This is a genomic window from Bradyrhizobium sp. LeoB3, assembly GCF_055456055.1.
This window is the reverse complement of sequence record NZ_JBVBEF010000013.1, coordinates 26,281-45,267: the sequence shown is the minus strand read 5'-3', so window position 1 is coordinate 45,267 and position 18,987 is coordinate 26,281. Positions and strand designations below refer to the sequence as shown.

21 protein-coding genes and 2 pseudogenes are annotated in these 18,987 nt (G+C 59.0%); 9 read left to right on the top strand and 14 right to left on the bottom strand.

Annotated elements, in window-relative coordinates; genetic code table 11:
• The 4 genes and pseudogenes from ccoO to ACZXDY_RS12290 all read right to left on the bottom strand — a co-directional run.
• Window positions 1-732 (bottom strand): cytochrome-c oxidase, cbb3-type subunit II, encoded by a 732-nt coding sequence (ccoO, locus tag ACZXDY_RS12305; RefSeq protein WP_028164534.1) that lies wholly within the window; start codon window positions 730-732, stop codon window positions 1-3.
• Between the two features lie 3 nt (window positions 733-735).
• Window positions 736-2,391: a cytochrome-c oxidase, cbb3-type subunit I gene (gene ccoN / locus ACZXDY_RS12300; RefSeq protein WP_464345662.1), complete on the bottom strand. Its 1,656-nt coding sequence runs from the start codon at window positions 2,389-2,391 to the stop codon at window positions 736-738.
• Between the two features lie 165 nt (window positions 2,392-2,556).
• Window positions 2,557-2,922, bottom strand: a complete 366-nt coding sequence (locus tag ACZXDY_RS12295) for a c-type cytochrome (RefSeq protein WP_028164535.1) — start codon at window positions 2,920-2,922, stop codon at window positions 2,557-2,559.
• A gap of 204 nt (window positions 2,923-3,126) precedes the next feature.
• Window positions 3,127-3,231: pseudogene (locus tag ACZXDY_RS12290) on the bottom strand (peptide-methionine (R)-S-oxide reductase); the annotation flags it as partial.
• 1,195 nt (window positions 3,232-4,426) lie between these two features.
• On the opposite strand from ACZXDY_RS12290, the gene ACZXDY_RS12285 reads away from it, so the two are divergent.
• The gene (locus ACZXDY_RS12285; RefSeq protein ID WP_028164536.1) at window positions 4,427-4,693 is read left to right on the top strand and encodes a hypothetical protein; all 267 of its coding nucleotides are present in this window, start codon (window positions 4,427-4,429) and stop codon (window positions 4,691-4,693) included.
• Between the two features lie 63 nt (window positions 4,694-4,756).
• Here the strand turns inward: ACZXDY_RS12285 and ACZXDY_RS12280 are convergent, their stop codons facing one another.
• Window positions 4,757-5,341, bottom strand: coding sequence for a Rid family hydrolase (locus ACZXDY_RS12280; protein WP_349642665.1), 585 nt, complete (start codon window positions 5,339-5,341; stop codon window positions 4,757-4,759).
• 316 nt (window positions 5,342-5,657) lie between these two features.
• On the opposite strand from ACZXDY_RS12280, the pseudogene ACZXDY_RS12275 reads away from it, so the two are divergent.
• The 4 genes and pseudogenes from ACZXDY_RS12275 to hemC form a co-directional block, all read left to right on the top strand.
• Window positions 5,658-5,879: pseudogene (locus ACZXDY_RS12275) on the top strand (SDR family NAD(P)-dependent oxidoreductase); the annotation flags it as partial.
• Between the two features lie 52 nt (window positions 5,880-5,931).
• Window positions 5,932-6,162: a hypothetical protein gene (locus ACZXDY_RS12270; RefSeq protein ID WP_028164537.1), complete on the top strand. Its 231-nt coding sequence runs from the start codon at window positions 5,932-5,934 to the stop codon at window positions 6,160-6,162.
• A gap of 265 nt (window positions 6,163-6,427) precedes the next feature.
• On the top strand, window positions 6,428-6,811 hold the full coding sequence (locus ACZXDY_RS12265; protein WP_464345661.1) for a redoxin domain-containing protein: 384 nt from the start codon (window positions 6,428-6,430) through the stop codon (window positions 6,809-6,811).
• 289 nt (window positions 6,812-7,100) lie between these two features.
• Window positions 7,101-8,078 (top strand): hydroxymethylbilane synthase, encoded by a 978-nt coding sequence (gene hemC, locus ACZXDY_RS12260; RefSeq protein WP_028164539.1) that lies wholly within the window; start codon window positions 7,101-7,103, stop codon window positions 8,076-8,078.
• Between the two features lie 902 nt (window positions 8,079-8,980).
• Here the strand turns inward: hemC and ACZXDY_RS12255 are convergent.
• The 3 genes from ACZXDY_RS12255 to ACZXDY_RS12245 all read right to left on the bottom strand — a co-directional run bounded on the left by ACZXDY_RS12255 (window position 8,981) and on the right by ACZXDY_RS12245 (window position 11,083).
• Window positions 8,981-9,514 carry a cytochrome b gene (locus tag ACZXDY_RS12255; protein WP_028164540.1) on the bottom strand — a complete coding sequence of 178 codons (534 nt, stop codon included), beginning with the start codon at window positions 9,512-9,514 and terminating at the stop codon, window positions 8,981-8,983.
• A gap of 261 nt (window positions 9,515-9,775) precedes the next feature.
• Window positions 9,776-10,516, bottom strand: a complete 741-nt coding sequence (locus ACZXDY_RS12250) for a hypothetical protein (protein ID WP_464345660.1) — start codon at window positions 10,514-10,516, stop codon at window positions 9,776-9,778.
• A 231-nt stretch (window positions 10,517-10,747) separates the two neighbouring features.
• Window positions 10,748-11,083, bottom strand: coding sequence for a hypothetical protein (locus tag ACZXDY_RS12245; protein WP_464345659.1), 336 nt, complete (start codon window positions 11,081-11,083; stop codon window positions 10,748-10,750).
• A 1,182-nt stretch (window positions 11,084-12,265) separates the two neighbouring features.
• On the opposite strand from ACZXDY_RS12245, the gene ACZXDY_RS12240 reads away from it, so the two are divergent.
• The 3 genes from ACZXDY_RS12240 to ACZXDY_RS12230 all read left to right on the top strand — a co-directional run bounded on the left by ACZXDY_RS12240 (window position 12,266) and on the right by ACZXDY_RS12230 (window position 13,013).
• Complete coding sequence (locus ACZXDY_RS12240; RefSeq protein WP_028164543.1) at window positions 12,266-12,463, top strand: hypothetical protein; 198 nt, start codon at window positions 12,266-12,268, stop codon at window positions 12,461-12,463.
• Between the two features lie 152 nt (window positions 12,464-12,615).
• A complete protein-coding gene (locus tag ACZXDY_RS12235) occupies window positions 12,616-12,807 on the top strand; it encodes a hypothetical protein (protein WP_455997464.1) in 192 nt (63 codons plus the stop codon).
• Entirely contained in the window at window positions 12,804-13,013 is a 210-nt protein-coding gene (locus tag ACZXDY_RS12230) for a hypothetical protein (RefSeq protein WP_464345658.1), read from the top strand. Before ACZXDY_RS12235 ends, ACZXDY_RS12230 begins: the two co-directional genes overlap by 4 nt.
• A gap of 462 nt (window positions 13,014-13,475) precedes the next feature.
• Here the strand turns inward: ACZXDY_RS12230 and ACZXDY_RS12225 are convergent, their stop codons facing one another.
• From ACZXDY_RS12225 to ACZXDY_RS12200, 6 genes are all read right to left on the bottom strand, one after another.
• Window positions 13,476-13,562 (bottom strand): hypothetical protein, encoded by an 87-nt coding sequence (locus ACZXDY_RS12225; RefSeq protein WP_245287326.1) that lies wholly within the window; start codon window positions 13,560-13,562, stop codon window positions 13,476-13,478.
• 233 nt (window positions 13,563-13,795) lie between these two features.
• On the bottom strand, window positions 13,796-13,918 hold the full coding sequence (locus tag ACZXDY_RS12220) for a hypothetical protein (protein WP_283807008.1): 123 nt from the start codon (window positions 13,916-13,918) through the stop codon (window positions 13,796-13,798).
• A 172-nt stretch (window positions 13,919-14,090) separates the two neighbouring features.
• Window positions 14,091-14,576, bottom strand: a complete 486-nt coding sequence (locus ACZXDY_RS12215) for a caspase family protein (protein ID WP_464345657.1) — start codon at window positions 14,574-14,576, stop codon at window positions 14,091-14,093.
• Window positions 14,573-14,704: a caspase family protein gene (locus tag ACZXDY_RS12210; protein ID WP_433994511.1), complete on the bottom strand. Its 132-nt coding sequence runs from the start codon at window positions 14,702-14,704 to the stop codon at window positions 14,573-14,575. Before ACZXDY_RS12210 ends, ACZXDY_RS12215 begins: the two co-directional genes overlap by 4 nt.
• A 1,087-nt stretch (window positions 14,705-15,791) precedes the next feature.
• Entirely contained in the window at window positions 15,792-16,301 is a 510-nt protein-coding gene (locus ACZXDY_RS12205) for a sensor histidine kinase (protein WP_245287319.1), read from the bottom strand.
• Between the two features lie 253 nt (window positions 16,302-16,554).
• Window positions 16,555-17,133 carry a GAF domain-containing protein gene (locus tag ACZXDY_RS12200; RefSeq protein WP_245287320.1) on the bottom strand — a complete coding sequence of 193 codons (579 nt, stop codon included), beginning with the start codon at window positions 17,131-17,133 and terminating at the stop codon, window positions 16,555-16,557.
• A gap of 1,078 nt (window positions 17,134-18,211) precedes the next feature.
• Between ACZXDY_RS12200 and ACZXDY_RS12195 the strand changes: the two genes are divergently transcribed.
• Complete coding sequence (locus ACZXDY_RS12195) at window positions 18,212-18,985, top strand: heme ABC transporter permease (protein ID WP_028164547.1); 774 nt, start codon at window positions 18,212-18,214, stop codon at window positions 18,983-18,985.
• Window positions 18,986-18,987: the final 2 nt, after the last annotated feature.

The following is an 18,987-nucleotide window of genomic DNA, read 5'->3' as shown; positions in this document are numbered from 1 at the left end:
TCACCTCGCAGCTTTTGCGACGGATTTGTGCGCCGCGTCGGTCAGGTGGCCGAGCACCTGGAGATAGGCGACCAGGGCGTCCATCTCGGTGAGTTCGCCAGGCCTGCCGTCGAACGCGCGGACGTTGGTGGCCTTGCCGTAGCGTTGGGTGACGCCATCGGCGTAGGGTGATTCCGGCGCGGCCTGGCCGTAGGCGTCCTTGCTCGCATTCGCGATCATGTCGTCGGTGTAGGGCACGCCGACGGCGCGCTGGGCCTTCAGGTGCGCGCCGAGGTCATCGGTGCGCAGCGTCGTTTTCAGCAACCACGAATAGGCGGGCATGACGGAAACGGAAAGCACATCGCGCGGGTTGTTGAGGTGCGCGACGTGCCATTCGTCGGAATATTTGCTGCCAATGCGTGCGAGGTCCGGTCCCGTGCGCTTCGAGCCCCACAGCATCGGATGGTCGTATTTCGATTCAACCGCGAGCGAGTAGGGGCCGTAGCGTTCGACCTCATCGCGCAGGGTGCGGATCATCTGGGAATGACAGGCGTAGCAGCCTTCGCGGATGTAGATGTTGCGGCCCGCCAGTTCGAGCGGCGTGTAGACGCGCATGTCGGGCGCATCTTCCACCGTCTGGTGGATGGTGAAGAGCGGCGCGATTTCTACGAGGCCGCCGATGCTGGCCACAAGGATGATGCCGAGAGTGAGGCCGATGGCTTTGCGTTCGAGCCGATAGTGCAGTCCGAACACGGCTTACTCTCCCGGTTGAAGGACGGTCCCGCCGAGCACCGGCGATGGCATGTCGGTTGCAGATTCATGCACCTTGCGAATGCCGGTTCTGATCGTCATCCAGATGTTGTAGGCGCCAACGATCGCGCCGATCAGGAACAGCAGACCGCCGATGGCGCGCGCGATGTAGTAGGGATGCATCGCAATCAGCGAGTCGACGAAAGTATAAGCGAGGGTGCCGCTCTCATTGTAGGTCCGCCACATCAGCCCCTGGATGATGCCGGAATTCCACATGGCGAAGACGTAAACAACGGCGCCGGCAAGGGCGAGCCAGAAATGCACCTCGACGAGCCGCGGCGAATACATGCGGTCGCGTTTCCAGAGCCACGGCACGATGGCATAGATCGATCCGAACGTGATCATCGCCACCCATCCGAGCGCGCCGGCATGGACGTGGCCGACGGTCCAGTCGGTGTAGTGGGAAAGCGAGTTGACGGGTCGGATGGCGAGGAATGATCCTTCGAAGGTGGTGATACCATAGAACACCGCCGCCACCATCATGAAGCGCAGCGTCGCATCGTCCCGCACCTTGTCCCATGCGCCGTTCAGCGTCAGCAGCGCGTTAGCGGCGGACGCCCACGACGGAATCAGCAGCATTAGCGAGAACGTCATGCCCAGCGTCTGCACCCATTGCGGTAACGCCGTGTAGTGCAGGTGATGCGAGCCCGCCCACATGTAAAAGAAGGTGATGCCCCAAAAGCTGATGATCGACATCCGGTAGGAATAAATCGGCCGTTTGGCGCGTACCGGCACGAAGTAGTACATCATGCCGAGGAAGCCGGCGGTGAGGAAGAAGGCGACGGCATTGTGACCGTACCACCATTCGGTCATGGCATCCTGCACTCCGGAGAACAGCGAGTAGCTCTTGGCGCTGCCGAACGAGACGGGGACGGCGAGGTTGTTGACGATGTGCAGGATCGCGATCACCAGGATGAAGGCCATGTAGTACCAATTGGCCACATAGATGTGCGGTTCCTTGCGTCGTGCGAGCGTGCGCAGATAGATGGCGAAGTATACGACCCACACCACCAGCAGCCAGATATCCGCGTACCATTCTGGCTCCGCGTATTCCTTGGACTGGGTGATACCCATCATGTAGCCAGTAACGGCGAGCACACAGAACAGATTGTAGCCGAGCAGAACGAACCACGGGCTGAGCTGATCGGGCAGGCGCGCGCGCGAGGTCCGCTGTAGTACGTAGTAGGATGTGGCGATCAGTGCGTTGCCGCCGAAGCCGAAGAGCACGCTGGTGGTGTGAACGGGACGCAGCCGCCCGAAGCTGGCCCAACCGGCATCAAAAGTGAAGTCGGGCTTCACCAAGAGCCACGCCACCCAGTCACCTATAAAGAGGCCGAACACGACCCATATCATCGCGAGAACAATGCCGAATCTCGTCGGATCGTCGTAATAGTGGTTGAGGCGTTCGTCGCCGGGTTCAGGATCGTAGTAAACCGAAATGACTTTGAATATCCCGGCAAGCGCTGCGACCCCGATGAGCGCCCCGTGAATGCCGAGCGGATCGTCCTTGCCTGCTATGCCAAATATCAATCCACACAGCGCGAGCCCGAGCAGGATCAATAGCGCGTATTGACGTTCAGCCTTGGTCAGTTGTCCGATCATTGTCTTGCTGCCTTCCAAAACCGGAATTCCGATTTGGTCCGCATTGAAAACTCAAAGGTCAGGTCAAATCGCCTGGTGGGTCCGGTCGCCTGCGTCGGCCGCAGCTGCGTAGCGACGTAACGTCCAAATGGATAACATCTTGCTGACGCCTCGCTCAACGAGTCGCTACTTCAACGTAGCAAGATAAGTAACGAGGTCCGTCCGGTCCGTCGGGTTCTTCAGCCCTGTGTAGGCCATTCTATTTCCGGGAACCACCTTCTGTGGCGATTCCAGATACGCATCGAGGGTCTTCGCATCCCACACAATGCCGGACTGCTTCATCGCGCTACTGTAGCTGAAGCCAGGAGCCGTGGCCGCCTTCCTGCCAATGATTCCTTCCAGGCCCGGCCCGACGCGATTGGCATGATCCGTCGCATGGCATGCTGCGCAAGCTTTGAAGATGGTTTGTCCGTGCTCGGCGTCCTGTGCGTAGCTGAGATTCGTGGTTACTCCCGTAAGTACGAGCACCGCGATAAACACTCCGCCTTTCATTGGGAACATCCTTTTTTAGATCGGTATCAGCGGTGGCGCAGCCGCGCAACCTAACTGTTGAGGTCGTCGTCGAGTCGACGCGCGCGCATGCCTCTAACGGCTTATCGGGTAAGGACGGATGCACCGACAACAAAGAGGTCCTCTACATTCCTCCCTCGAAATCGGTGAAGGAAAGCGCAGGCGGGACTGCGGTCTAGACCGACAACCGGTACCGCTGTCGAATTTGTCGGCGCACGCGAATAATGGCTCGCCCGACACCACCTCGGCGTAGGGTTCCGGCTCTTTGTTGTCCCAGTACTCGTTCCGAAACGAGTCCCTGCTTGCCGTCTTGATGCGTGATCCGGCACTAAGCGTTAGCGGCGATACCGCCTCGAGGTTTTTGTACGCCTTCATCCTTCGATCTCCTAGCAAACAAACAAAAAGTAGGACGGCGAAAGTCGACGGTCCAATGACTTGTGGCTATGGAATCGATGCCATCGACGTTGTGCGGGAAAATAGACGGTGCAGTACAAACATATGCTTCCCGCTGATCGGGCTTAGAGGTCTCTGTAAATAGAAACGTCGATTTCGAGGAGCCATGCGGCTGGTGGCAGTCCTCCCTACAGCAGCGCGCGGCGCGGCGCGCGGGCCGCTGACGGAGCTGTTGGCGAAAATCTCGCGGGGAGGCGTCGCATCGATCCCTACAACGCCTCAATCGCGGCGACAGAAGCTCCCGTTGTCTCGCCGGGCGCCTGCCGTCGGCGCTCAGGACCCGGCACCAGCTTCCACCTCCTGATCAATCGAAGCGAGGAGGGCTGCGATTGACGCGCGCTTGTTGCCGGGCCGCGATTGAAACCGCAGTGGGTTTGTCGTGTGCTTTAGCGTAGTTGTCGCCTCCGGCGTAGGTCGCCAACAAGGGTGGGCAATGGCCTAAGCGCGTCTTCCGTCGTCGCGTTAGGCGCCTTCGGATTCAAAATAGGCCGATCAGCGCGCGTTTGATCCGGCAGCGACCTCACCTCAGCCTCCGCAGTCGGCCTTGGCTCAGCCTTTGGCAGAGATGGAGGGGAGGCGGAAACGCCGTCATCCGCGTTCGACCTAAACTCTATAGGGGCCGCTCCGGCGACAGGGTGCCGCGTCCGTGCTCGGCGCCGCCCATCTCGCAGGCGGTATGGCGTCCGCATAAGCAGTATCGACAGAAGTCTGCGCTTCGACAGTATCGGGTTCGCCCAACTCGAGTAGCACGGCTGGGGTAGCGTTTGCCGCGGCGTCGACCTCTACCATGGAGGGTGGGGGGATCGTGCCATCGGGAGAGAGGCGGAGTCCGCCGAGCGCCGGTTTCGAAATTCTTCATAGGTCGCCTTATTCGGAGCATCCTTATAGTAGGTGATCTTCCGCACCATGAAGCCCGGCCCTATGTCTGCCTTTCCAACTCTGTTGCGTTCGTGGCCCGGCACTGGCGCGCTGTTTGATTGCCAATGGGTATCCTACACTGGGACCCTCTCCGGCCTCGAAGCGTCCAAATTCATTGAAGAACGTGTACACCACGACAACATCGCCTACCGGACGGATTCAGCTTGTCGGCGTCGCGGCCGCGATCGTTGCGGGTCTGGGCGTCTGTTACCTGCGCCGCATGCTTGGTGATGTCACACCAGGTCTTATACGTGTTGAGGCAGTGGAGCTAGCGCTCAACGATGAGCTGTGGTTGCTGATCCATCCGGATATCCGCAAGTCAGGACGAATATACGCATTCATGACGCACTGCGTGAAGTCGATCAAAAAGCTACGCGATTGATCGAGGGCTTTGGGGAACGACTTTGGCTCCGCCGATGTGGCCGAGATCACCGCGGCTTCGCTTCTACCCCGACAGCGTAGCCTTGAAGGTGATTTCGATGAGCTGTTCAGGAAAGGCCAGTCTCGTCACGCCGATCAGGTTACTGGCGCACTGAGGTCGTGCCGCGCCGTAGGCCTCCTTGTGCGCCTTGCCCGCCGCGGCGAATGCGGCGTCGACATCGAGGACATAGAGCGTCTCCTCGACGACATTGTCCAGCGTTGCCCCGAAGCGCGCCAAAAGCTTGACGGCATTGGCGTAGATCGCACGCATCTGCTGTTCCATCATCGAGAACTCGGCCGGCTTGCCGGATTCATCGAGAGAACCAGGCGCGATCAGGTTTCCCTTCTCGTTGTGGCTGAGCTGGCCAAAGACATGGAGCTCTCTCAACTTGTTCAGCTTATCGGTGTGATTATGGAGGGTATCGTCCAGGGCTTCGGAAAGATCACTGGCAATTTCGGCCCGGGCCTGCTCATCGCTTTCGATCGGTTCGCTTCGGTCAAGGCTAGCATCAGCAATATAGTCGAAGTACTTTTCGCGAGCGCTTTGAAGGGCCGCGCCCTCAAGCGTGGCATTCCTCGCAACCGGATCACGCGGCACGGCGAGCGGCAATAACCATCGTCTATCGACTCTATGGCGAAAGGTGATTTCCCTCGCCGGCGTTGCAAAGTCATTCTCCAACGCATCGTCGTACCGAAACGTCCAGTGCGGCGACCGAGACGCGATGCCGGATTGAGAAGCCGGGAGACTCGAGATGCAAAGCAACGACGTAATTGAAGTCGTCCCGCTCTCGGGGGGCAGCGAAGTTATCTTGTTCCTGGATGTAACTCCCGTTCTTGCGGGCAACTGCGGGTGTATTGGTGGAATTGGGCGGCCGTCCGGAACCTATCAATCGGTGAGAGCCACGTTGTCCTGTACGTGAGGAGGGTTGAGATCCCAGTTGTTGGCGAAGGGAGCGAAAGTGGCGATCAGCGGACGCCGCAGGGAAGTCGTCGCCAAAGTCATTCGACCGATGCAAACCGGGAGCGCCGAGATGCACGGCATAGCGTCTGATGTCGCGACGGCCGACGGCTGCGCCGCGACGCTCGAACAGGCTCTTGCCGCTCTCGCCGGCCTTGATGTCCTTGTGAACAACGCCAGCGCGGTGCAGGTCGGTCGTCGGGAGAACACGGACGGAGCCCGAGCTGCAGGCCCTAATCGACGTGACCGCACCGATCCTGCTGACGCGGGCGGCACCGCTAGTGATCCGCAACAGCGGCGACGCCATGATGGTGAATGTTTCCTCCGGTATCGCGCCGGTCGGCGCGCCGTTCTACGAGACCTATGCCACGCTAAAGGCTCGGCTTGCCTATTTCGGCGAACCGCCGCGGCGCGAGTTGAAAAGGGAGGGCATCCATGTCCTCTCTATCCCGGCGAGACGGATATGCAAATGATGAAGTCAAACCCCGCCGGGCCCGAACCTGGCTTTACGCGCCAACCGGCCTCCGCCGTTGCCGACGCCATCGCAGAAGGCATCGAAATCGGCGTCCGAGGTGATCCGTAGCGGCCGGGTCCCGGCTCGGATGATCGCGCTCAATCGCGAGAACCCGGTTGCGGTCGATGAGCGCTTGCTCGGTTTGAAGCCGGCGCTAGAGGAAGCGATAAAAGATCATTCGGCGCCTTGAGCGCCAAATAGTTCAAACATGGAGTGCAATTGTGATGCTGCAAAATGGCGATGTCTTTCCCTCTCTTACCTTTGCTCGCGTCGGTGGCGGCGAAATCCATTTGCCTGCCGATCTCGCCGGTTGGTTCGGTGTGGTCCTATTCCACCGCGGTTCCTGGTGTCCGTACTGCAATGCTCAGCTTGCCGCTTTTGCGAGAGCGGCGGACAAATTCGCTGGGGAACGCCTCAAGGTCGTCTCTGTATCGGTAGACGATCGGGAAAAGTCGGAGATGCTCGTCGAAAAGCACAAGCTCAATTTCCCGGTCGCTTACGGCGCCAACGCGCGAGCGGTTTCCGCAGTCACCGGCGCCTTCGTCAATGACGATCCCGTCTGTCTCCAGGCAACTGGCTCGTCCTCAATCCCGAAGGCCGGGTGGTGACGGCCGTGTATTCGACCCGCGCGATCGGCCGTCTGATGCCCGACGATGTGCTCGGATTTGTCCGCCACCTCAAATCTTTGGCAAAGAACTGACGAGCAGCGGCCGATTAGCGGGAGCTCGATGAATGGCACAGCCGATTCTAGAGCCGCGCAGCCGCGTTATCGATGCGGAATCGTGCCCGGGAGAGTTCGGCGGGGGAAAGCCGGGTCGGCACCGGGGCACGGTGCTGGCCGCCTGCGATCGCCGCGGCCTGCGGGAGTGAGGCCCGCGGGCCTTGAATGGGATACGTATGCTATCGGATCGATTGCGGATCGGCACGCGCAAAAGCGCAATGGCGATCACCCAGACTGAGGAGATCGCACGACGCCTGAAGGCCGTCGGCACCGAGGTCGAAATCGTCAAGTTCGAGACCACGGGCGATATCGACCAGGTTGGCAAGCTCTTGCCGCATGGCGGCAAAGGTGGGGCCTTCGTGGCGCAGATTCGCGAGGCGGTGCTTAGCGGAAGGCTCCACGCCGCGATGCATTCGCTTAAGGACGTGCCGGGCAATGAGGACACGCCCGGGCTTGTGATCGGCGCGACGCTCTCGCGCGATCCGCCCGGCGACGTCCTGGTGCTGCGGCCGGGCACCTCGGTCGACGAGCTCAAACGCACGCGTGGCAAGGGATTCGAGATCGGCACCAACTCCGTCCGCCGCGCGGCCTATGTGCGGCGGCTGTTTCCGGAGATCGAGGTCATCCATTTCCGCGGCGCCGCCGACAGCCGCGTGCGCAAGCTTGACCAGGGCGCAAAGCAGAAGCTGCCAGATGGCGGTGAGGTGGGGCCTGCGGATGCGTTGATCATGGCGCGCTCAGGCGTTGAGCGCGTCAGGCTTACGAGCCGGATAGCGTACGAATTTTCGATTGCCGAGATGCTGCCGGCAGTGGGGCAGGGGATAATCGCAGTCGAATGCGCCGCGCGCGATTTCGAGACGCGCCGTATCCTGTCAGCGATCGACGATGCGACGACCCATGCGTGCGCCGACGCCGAGCGCGAGGTGCTATGGGTGCTCAATGGCCATTGTAACTCGCCGATCGCGGGATTTGCGGAAGTCACGGGCGCGGAGATGCAGCTCGCCGCATCCGTGCTCGATCATGCGGGCGGTCGGATCATCGAGGCCTCGCGTGTTGGCCGAGCAAGCCGCCCGCGCGAACTCGGCCGCGCAGTGGGAATGGAGCTGCTCGCCAGAGGTGCTGCCGAGATTATCGAGCGCGGCCGGCCGGTGTGATGGAGCGCCGTTGCGGGAACGAAACCACGAAGCAATCCAGAGTCACAGGTGAGACTCGGGATTGCTTCGCTTCGCTCGCAATTACGGCCGGACAACGACGAGCGCCAACCGCAGCTGGTGACGGAACTTGCTTGGCTAATTCCCAACGAATTGGTTTGGCGCTTTGCCTTCTCAGGTTGCCCGAAGGACGTAAGAGAGCAGATAGATGCTTCGAGGAGACTCGACATCGATGAAGTCATCCTTGCCATTCCATCCGCAGATCTGTTCGCGTTCCGCTGTTAAGCAATCGTACCATTTCGAGGCCTGCTGATCGATGCCGGGTATAAAGATCCGGAGAGTGGCGCGGCGCTGGCAAGAGCGAAAGAGAGTCTCAACCTTCTACGAGCAACGTGATTTCCGTTAGCCTCAACCACAGGAACGGTGAAATCTGCGTCGCAGCCAATCCCCGCCTGACGCGAGCGGCTTTTCGGGGGGCAGCACGTCAAAGTCTCATATTCGAGCGCAACGAACTGGAAAGCGAGTCGCAAAGCCATGCCGCATTGTTGGTCTTGCTGAAACATCCGACCTGGCCGGGCGCTCGGCAACGGCAATGGAGCGCACCTCGAGACCCTCGCGCCCCATTTGCGAGGCCACGCGGCATGGGAGGGCTTCTCCGCATCCGACCGCGGCAAGAAGCGGGGCCCATTGCGGGCGGCGCTGGACAAGATTGCAGACCGCACACGCGGCCTAGAAGGTGGCATGGGCTGCACCATCGAAGACTAATAGCGGGCTTGTGGGGTTAAGCCGTCCCAAGGAACTACCGTTCCTTGAAGGGCGGCGCGACATGAGACCGAGTGATTCTGCCGGGACTCTCGGCGGATTCAGACGAAAAACGCCTCGCGGCAGTAGCTCGAACTAATCATTCATCCGCCCGGAGACATCGACTGAAATACTTCGTCGCGCAGATAGAAGTGGTGGAAGAGAGCCGCGGCTGCATGCACGCCGGCAACCCAGAGGATGGCGTTGCCGAGGGTGGTGTGTAGTTCCATGATCAGCTGCCCTAGGCGATGCGCCTTCGCGATCTGGGGAGCGATGTCGAATCCGGGAAGGGTGACGGGAATCCCCAAGAGCCAGGTACCAAGCACCGCCGTTATTGGAATCGCGGTGAGGAGCGCATAAAGCGCGAACTGGACGAGTTTTGCGGCCGCAGCCATCCATCGCGGCATCGGCTGCTTCACGGGCGTGCTGTCGATCAGCCGCCATAGCAGCCGCAGCACGACGACAATGAACACGAGCACCCCAAGCGTCTCGTGAATCCGGCGGAGCCCGTCCGCGCCGGCGGAATAGAGCGAATCGGGGTCGCCCTTGCTCACCACGTAAGCGGCGAGAACCAGCATGACGGTCAGCCAATGGAAGGCCTGGGCACCGGCGCCGTAGCGAGAGGAAGTGCTGCGCAAAGCGACTACTCCGATCTTGAGCCCGCCGCAGCGGTTGATGAACAGTGGCGGCGCGTCGCCAGAGATTTGAGTGCTTGGTAAGCTGGCTGGTCTCCCCAGCGCCCAACTTTAAATTATGACAAACCCATCGCCCAAGCGTACTCCATCGGTGTCCGAGCGTCCGGCACTCTTCAGCCCGGACTGCAAGAGGAGATGATCATCGCAGCGGCCGCGGAGATTGTGGGCATTCGCCAAAGGATCAAATAGTGGTTCATGTCCCTTTCAAGCACGATCCTCGATCGCGTCGCGTGCTTGCTCTTCCGGAATGACGGGCGTTGCCGGCATGGGCGGGCGCCCGGCCCAGCACCGGGCATAGGGCCAGAAGCGGCAGGCGCGCCCATCGCCGGGGCAGGCCCGGCAATCGGCGGTCGCAGAGGCCGCATCCCGGCGGCAGCGGGGGGACGCGGGGGACTGCCGCCGGGAGCGCCGACGCCGGGCGGGGGTGGGGATTCCCGGCGTAGCTTGTGCCGGCCCTTGCGGCGCCGGCGGAGTGGAGAAAGGGTTGGTGCCATCGAGCGCGGGACCGTCACTGTGGCCCATCATGTCGGCGCTCTTCGGCTTCTGCGGCCGATCATCGCGAACCTTCATGGGACCGGCCGCCGGCAGCATCTCGCCCATGGCATTCGCCTGGAACAGCGAGCACGCTTCGAGCAACAGCGGATGGCGGACCGACGACATGCCTTCCAGCGGCGCCGAGGATGAAACCGATGTCGCGGTGGCAGTCTCGATCACCAGCACGAGCAGCTTCAATTCGCTTGCAATGGTGTTCCGCTCGCCTTCATCCATCTTCGCAGCAAAGTTCGCAGAGAACTTGTCATCGAGCCGGACGGCGCGGCGGCCCGACCTGAAAGATCGCTCGAAACCCAGCCGTCCGGGTTTTCCGTGACGGCGGCGCCATCTTCTTGCACAGTTGTAGCCGGTATAAACGAACAGCTCATGCTTACTGTTCTTCAGGATGGGCATTGGATTGCCTGTTCAGTCGTGCAGAGGGCTGTTACTGAGCTTTGCGACTAGGGCGCGTACTAAAGGCGTAGATGTCAGTTTCTAATGGCCAAGCGGACAGATCGCGATCAATTTGAAACTTTACCTCTCGTGACCCAAGGGCGACGTGCGCATGACCGAGGAACGCTAAATCTCTCAATACATGTTGACGAGCGGCGGCTCGAGGGAGCCGCACGCTGCCAAGCTTTCGTGTCACCACCGGTTGTAGTCACTCCAGCCGTAAGAGAAGTCGGGGTAGTAATAGGTCGGATAGCGCCAATATGAATTATAGGTCGGATAGCGCCAGTACGAATTATAGGTGGGATAGTCCCAGTACGAAGGATAGGGATAATCATTCGGCGTGCGTTGCACGCCGCGCGTCCCCCGATCCCGCCGCACCCGATAGCGCACGTCCGTCTTTACGGCTGCTACCGCCGCCTTGATCGACGTGCCATTGATCGGCGCAGCAGACGATTTGGCCGTGGTGGCAACTGCGATAGGAACGGCAATTGCGAGCACAATCGCAAGGCTGCGGACTTGAATCTTCATGGTAGCTCCTGTTCGTGTAAAAGATGACTCCCACCACCCGACGAGAATGACCTTGCAACGCCGGCGAGGGAAATCATCTCTCGCCATAGAGTCGATAGACGATCGTTATTGCCACCGAGCCGCGTGATGCCGTAGCGAGCTATGCCACCAGCCGTATCTGCAGAAACTTCTAAACTCGTTGTCGCCCTTGGACCAATCGAGGTTGCGCGTGCCAATGCGCCGCCGTCCTTGACCATGACGGCGCTCCTACAGCGGATTTGTCGTGCGCCACGTCGCCGACCGGATGCCGGACCGATGTAAGAGAGGGAAAGACATCGCCATTTTGCAGATAGGGCAGGATGCCTACAGAGAAAATTTCAGAAAATCCGGAACTGCATGGGTAACGACCAAGCTGTTCTTGCACACTCAGGTCGTCTGGTGGCACGAAGCCAAGTCCCCCGACCCGCCACTCGATCCGAGCTGACCCGGACACGTTACGTCGCCTCTTGGCCCTTCAGAGACCTGACAACAGCCGGTCACTACGTCTGCTGTTCAGCGTAGACCGGAAGTGACGGCTTGGCCGCCAAAAAAACTGCGCTCATGACCCGTTGCGGAAGCGGTGGGCTTGAGGGGCGCGCTCCCTACACCTTCGTATCATTCCCTGGCCCCTTTGGATGGCCGGCGCATTACCCACGTACAATTGAGCGGCTGACCGCGATCGTCCTAGGCTGTACGCGTAAGAAAAGCGGACAGACCCATGCAGTGCGACGGTGGAAAAGGATGATCGACGAACGGCGACGATAGTACCAACAGGAGACTACGATGCCCCATTGCTCCGATAATCTTAGATCTGGCAGTGCCGCGCGATGCGCAGTGTGTGATGGCAAGTTTGGTCTCGTCCGGCACTACGCGTGGCGAACCCCGCTTTGTTCCAAGAAGTGCGTCGATCGTTTCAGAACCCGCAGGGAAAGTGATCGCAATTGGGTGAGCTGGCTCCAAATCACCTTCGACCAGCCGCCCGAGAACCGCGCGAGGGCTTTATGACGGTCCAGATCTCACAACGAGACAAGAAATATTTAGAGACAGCACAGACTTTGCTCCGCGCCGCCAAAAACATGACCGACTCAGCGATTGCGGGTCAGCTCAAGGCCTTGGCCGCTAACATGTCACGTTTTGAAGGGTGTCAGCTCGCGAGAAAGAAGCATGCCTCTCGAATTCTGCACCATTGAAGCGCTGAACCTGCGCCCCGGCTCCAAGGATCTGGAAGCATTCAACGTCGAGCGTGTGCGCGGCTACCTCGAGTGCAATCTCGGCTGCACAAAGAAGGAAGTGATCCACGCGCTAGGCCTGAATCAGCGCACGGTGGCCAAGGCCATCAAGATCATCCGCGCACGATCGTGAACTTATGGCCCCAGCGCGGCCAGTCACGAGCTTTTTATTCCGTCGTTACCGCCTGCAGAGCTTCAAAGTTGGGGCTGAGATACTAATTCACGATTGAATTATTATCATCATCTAATAGCAGACATGTTCTCTAACTAATGTTTGGAGCGAATATGGGCGAAGTTGTTCGATTTGTCCCAAAGTCTGAGCGCGAGCGGGCCCGTCTAATTGCAGAAGCCCGCGCGATATATGACAGCATCTTTCCGCCGGCTGATCCAGCCAGCGAGCAGCAGGACAACGCACCGATAAGTCATAAGGTCAGCGGCCCCATTGCCCATCGTAGCGACGGGGTTCTCCTGTCGTGATCAAGATCATCGCCTTGCTCTGCAGTCTCTCCTCTCCGGAAAATTGCCACGAGCAGACCGTCACCACCTCGGACTTCGCTGACGTCTCGATGCAGTCCTGCCTGATGGGCGCGCCGCAGCTTGCCGAGTGGATGAAGCAGCATCCCGCCGAGCGCCTAGCGGCGTGGCACTGCGTGATTGGCAAACAGGATAGCAGGGGAGCTTAGGGAGGAAAGCCGCTTCCACGGGTGCTTTGAAATCGCTTAATCACAATGGCTGCGATTTCAGGCCTATGCACCTGGTCTGCATCGGTCCGGCTGCCGTTGTGGCCGTTGTCCGGGTTCAGCGAGGCGTCCAGCTCATCAACTTCGTGGCCCTTGTCGTCGATGCCGTTTCGATTTGAGACAATAGCGTGGCGGCACGCTTGTCGAGATCATCGACTTTTGCGAGATTGCCGCGGTGCGAACGTCTCGTTTCTTTCGCTGGACGAAATTTTGGCAAGCAAATCGGCAAAGTTTATCATTTTGCCTCCCAGTGCCGCCGTCGCCTGTGCCCCAGGAACGCTGGCGAGCGCCACCGGAGGCACTTGCGTGATGTGGATTGTCATTCGGCGTCCAAAATTTGCACGCCGATTGACACGCCGGCACGAACTGTACTTCTTCCACTTCGGAATGATCGTTCGCGGCTTTTCACAACTGACGTCGCGAGCAAAACAACTGCCGCGGCGACAATCCGTGCCGTCGGGCTCCTGAACAAACCGAGCCGACGCTCGCCACGATCTCCGCAACGATCCGCGCCTTGTCCTCGTCGCTCCACCGCCGCCGACGCCCCAGCTCCGGTGAACACCTCAAGCCGTCGTAGTGTGCACACCGGTGGCAAGTTTCCAGCCAGCGACAGCGTAGGCCGCGCTTCCTCGCGGCGTAGCGTCCCTTCGCACAGCCGATCCACAGCCGTTTTGATGGTCAGCACCCCTGTGACAAGGTGTGCTTTCGATCTCGACGATGAGTTCTCACCGATCCGGCAGCACCCTCATCGGCACGCCGAGAGCGCGTCCCATGCGCTCGGCGGGGACCACCGTGCGTTCCGTGGTCTGCCAGTCAGCAAACAGGAGCATGGCTGTCGCGCGCGACAATGCTCAGCTCCGCCTCGCGCGTTGGTAGCTCCAAACAAGGCGGAGACGATTGAGGGGCGCCCGCTATGGGAAGTCAGCCTTGACCTTCGATCTTTGGAGGTCAGCAGGAGTCTGTTTCATCACCCGCGGCAACCGGCAAGTGCAGAGCCAACGGAAGAGACGGGAACGCCGCTCAGTGCCGGCCAAAGGTTACACTCTCGGTTAGCGTAGATGACACAGCTGGAATTTGTTGGCCCTGCGTAGCAGCCGCCACCGCGTTTCGGGTGTTGTTGAAGACCTCCTCGATCCTCTTCGAAGAATTCATCTGCGTAAGAAGAACGGTCATCAGCTGACTATGTAGTTTATCCGATTCTTCGACGACCTGGCCGGCCGCTGCTGAGCTCAGGATGAGTGTGTTCTCACTCATTTGAATGGGTGCAAGTCCGTGTGAGTAAGTCCTGAAACGTCGTTCATAGGGGTTGCGGCGTGAGGCTTCGATGACTACGAGCTGGACGCGTGCTCCGGAAGTCTTGAGTTTCGAAAGGAGGAGGTCAATGCTCACACCTTGTCGACGAACATCCTCTTCATACCAGATCTTCGCATCGACTGGGATTAAATAGTTTTCACCGTCAGATTGAACGCCGAAACCTCCGAAATAGATCAGCACAATCGAGTTCAAATGTACTTTCTTGCACTTAGATCATCGATTGCGCGGGTCATGTCGCGGCGAGTCGCATTGTCAACGGCGTCCACCAGGAAGCCGTTCTTTCGAAGAGTATCTGTCAAACCTTCCGCATCGCGTGCCATTTGGGAAAGAGGAGAGTCGGCATCGGGATAGTTTGAATTACCAATCACTAGAGCTAGCCGATTCGAGTTGTGCCGATTCACCCAACGAGTTGGGCGCGCTCATGGGTTGGCCATGAGCCTTCTCCAGCCGTATTGTCTTGCCGAGGCCGGCCGAGAGCAGGCCGAGCAGGACTGCAACGCCGACCAGTATTCTGGGAACCGTCATCTCATTATGAGCTCCAGTTCAGCGTGGAAACGCTCCTCTCCGCCGTGGCGTCCTTCAGCTGCGTCGCGCCGTCCAGTAGCCCGAGCATCGCGCAGTTCCTGAGTGGCCGTTCCAGGTCCCCTGGCCGGACGTTGCGAACAATTTGCCTGCACCCGAGGCATATTTATCCTGGACCGTCACTGAAGCGCGAACCGCGCCGGATTTTGCGACGTAACCTCGAAATCTCACGAGGTTGGGATGCGTGACAATTCCGCCGGTCACATCGACAGTAAACCTGTAACTGGACTCGCAGGTTCCTCGTTGCGTTATGAAGACGAGGTCCCGGGAGCCGTCGTATGCTGAGCGTCCGTATGCTGCCGGTGCAAAGGCAATGAAGTAGCTTGTCGCTGCGATCAGAAGCGAACGCTTTGTCACCATAGTTCTCCAAACTTGGCTAAAGCAGATCATGTGTTCGAGCGTTGGCGCCAACCGAGGTAATCGCCATCAGCGGCCAAGAGTATGCTCGTAAGCGGCAGTGGCTGAGAGACCGATTGCGCTCCCCGCATAAACGGGAAGCGCCAGTTATGGGCGAGCAGATTATTCATTGGTGAAGTCTACGACCGGAAAAATGGCGAGAGTCCCCCGCGTCTTCACCGGCTCCCCGCAGGCTCACCAGTAAGCCTGACCCACTCTTGGCTTCGAGATCGTCGCCGTCAGTGATCAGTTTCCGTTGATCCTTCAGGATAGCGATGACGCCGGTGCCGAGGTCGACCACACCGTTTTTGGCAAGTGCCTCCGTGAGTCGAAGCGACAGCGGATCAAAGCAGCTGGGAAGCGTAAGCTGCCTTGCTTCGTAAGAAAATGGAAATGCTGTAACGCGCCCTGAGCGCTCCTGACTCTTCCTCATAGCGGCAGCGCTAACCGGATAGTCAGGTCGCAATCCTCATTCCTTTCTGCCGAGATCCGTCCACGATGAGCCTCTATAATACGCCGGCTTATGAGTACGCCTAAACTCATTCCAGAGTCTCTCGCGGTGAACAATGGATCGAACAAACGATTCATATCGTTTGTGTTTGTTCCTGAGCCACCACCGCAATGACGAAATGTCGTTAACATTTCGACGTCGTCAGCACGGCACGATATTTCCAGCCTTCGCGGCCGGCCGTGCACATCCTTCATCGCATCGATGCCGTTTCGCAGCAGGTTGAAAACAACCTGCTGTAGCTGCAAGCGATCTCCCCTCAGCTCCGGCAACCCTTCATCGATATAGGCACGCACGGAAATGGATGACTTCTCGAGCTCGTCACGAAACATGCCTAATACTTCCAAAATGACGCCGTCGATCCTGATGAAGCTGAGGCTCGCATGAGCCACCGTTGGCCAGCACTTCCAATCCACCCTCGATCGCAACATCGCGCTTTCCTTTGTTTACAAACCTGGTTAGCAGCTTCGACCGCCTTGGATATCTCCATTGGACATCTTGACAGCCAACAGCGGCAGGCCTCCACGCTGGTTATCAGCACAGTCCGTGGTTGTTCACCTCGTGCACGATCGAGCCGGCAAGCTCGCCCAAAGCCGCCAGGCGCGAAGCGGTCGAAAGCTCAGGCGGAGTTTCGGCAAACAACCGTTCGGCGGCCTTCCTTTCTGTAATGTCGATGACGATTCCTCAATACAGGAGATCTCCATCCTCGTTCGTCTCCGGATGACCCTCCGAGTAGACGTGACGCACCCGTATTTGTCGCGCGAGATCATCGGTTAATCGAATGTTGGCCAGAACCGCGGCAGCTTGGATTGCGATGGCGCTGAAGCTTTCGATGGAGGTTGCTCCGAAGCTCTCGCCTTGATCCGCTTCTAGGTAGATCAGATCCACTGTTTCTCCTTGATACCTTAGAGGTATCTGCAGGACGGAAAGCTCGACGCCATCAAACCTAGAAAGAACCTCGTTCATCGAAATGGGATCGGGCATCCTGGCAGCATGCTCAAGAGCACCATCGTCCAACGCAAGCCGCGAGGAGGAAAGCCGAATACCCCTCACAGCGTTCTCTGCCCAGTTCGACGTGGCGAACCGTAAAAACTGACCGTTCTGGTTGAATAGCACAGCCCCAACCGACGCTCGTGACGGCTGAAGAGCGATTCTGAGGAGCGCCTTTGCAATATCTGCTCGGCTTCTCGCCTCGAGATGAGCCAAGGTCGCTGTTTTCTCTTCTTCAACTCTTTCGCCCTGTACACTTATCGACACCGCCAATTTGGTCTCGCGGGTTTTGCGGAAGACATCATTGCTGAAGATGACTCATGAGAAGTTTCCAGGTGATCGAGCAATATCGTCGCCCTTCTCGTTGAGAGCGAGGTGTCTCGCATCCAGGATGTCACCATCCCAGAGTGCGAGCACATGCTGAAATGAAAATTGGGAATGCTGCCGATAAGGACTGGTTATCGGGCGGTAACAGCAACTCTCAATCTACAACGGCAGTCTGAAATCTTCCCGTCAGCATTTGGTGCACGCGTGGGAAGCAGTTCAGTCAATGCCCCCGGCTCGGATTTAGCTTTGCCTTCGAACGTTACCCGCCCCGCTATAGTCGATACCGCATACTGAAGTTTCATTTTGCGAGACGTCGAGCCCGACGCACCGCGCTCATGGTAGCGCTGCGAATCGGTTGATCGCGAGAGCTCGACGATAATAGGATGACCTTAGTCCAGAATCGTCGATCGCAATTACGTCATAGTTTCCAAATTTGCATGCCGAACGACACCGTCGTGCGAACGCTGCACATCCAAGACGGGATGACGGATGACGGCTTCGGATATCGCCGGAAAGCCTGGCGCGCGTCGATGTGGTTGCCCAACAGCTCCTGGAGACGCTCCTAGAGCCCGACTGCCATGATCGAGTCGCTGTTGGAAGACGAAGTCGACCCGCGTCGGATCCTGGGGATAGATCGTCGGAGCAAAGCCGCTGCTTCGCCCGAAACACGTCTAGTCCATCCGCGCAAAAGTTTCAGGTGGATGGTCAGCTTCGAGGTCGTGCTCGGTTCAATCTCTGGCATCCAGTAATCTCCCTCGTGCTCAACCCCCGTGGTTCGCGGACGTCAAAATCGGTTAAGCCGGTCAGGCCATTCGACTGCGCTGATACGTGGCAAAATGTTCCATTCAGATGCGCCAACGGCATCGAAACGATAACCGATTGTAATTGGCGAAGCTGCTACGGATGCATTGTATCACGCGATAGGCGCGCCACCGACTTTATTGAGCACTAGCCGTTGGCAATCAATCTAGAAAGAGCTCTCGACCCACACATCCGCGGCTGTCGATTTCAGGAGATCGGAAACTTGAAGGTCAGTTTCATCGCCTACGCCAATCCCACCAATTTTCTGCACGTTGCCGCGAAGCTGCTGCCGTGGCTGTGGGGGTTGACGGCGTTAGCCTTTGCGCTCGGCCTCTTCGGTGCGTTCACGGCACCACCCGACTACCAGCAGGGCGAGATGGTGCGCATCATGTACATTCACGTTCCGGCCGCCTGGGTGGCGATGCTGGCCTATACGCTGATGGCGATCTCGGCGGTCGGCTCGTTAGTTTGGCGCCATCCGCTTGCGAATGCGGCGCAGAAGGCTGCCGGGCCGCTCGGTGCCGCCTTCACTTTTACTTGCCTCGTCACCGGCTCCCTCTGGGGCAAGCCGATGTGGGGCACGTACTGGGTGTGGGACGCCCGGCTTACTTCCGTGCTGGTCCTTTTCCTGATCTATCTTGGTCTGATCGGACTTTGGCAGACAATCGAGGACACCAGCAGGGCCGCGCGGGCCGCATCGATCATGACGCTGGTCGGGTTCATCAATATTCCTATCGTCAAATTTTCGGTCGATTGGTGGAATACCCTCCACCAGCCAGCCTCTGTGTTCCGGATTGAAGGCTCGACGATCGCCGGCCCGATGCTATGGCCACTGCTCGTCATGTCGCTTGCATACACGCTTCTATTCGCGACGCTCCACGTTATGGCGATGCGCAACGAAATCATGCGGCGCCGCGCTCAGCGGCTCGCGATCATGCTGGCGGCCGTTGGCGAATCCGCTGGGGCCCGACTGCAATCGGTCGAAACTGTTTCCTGAGC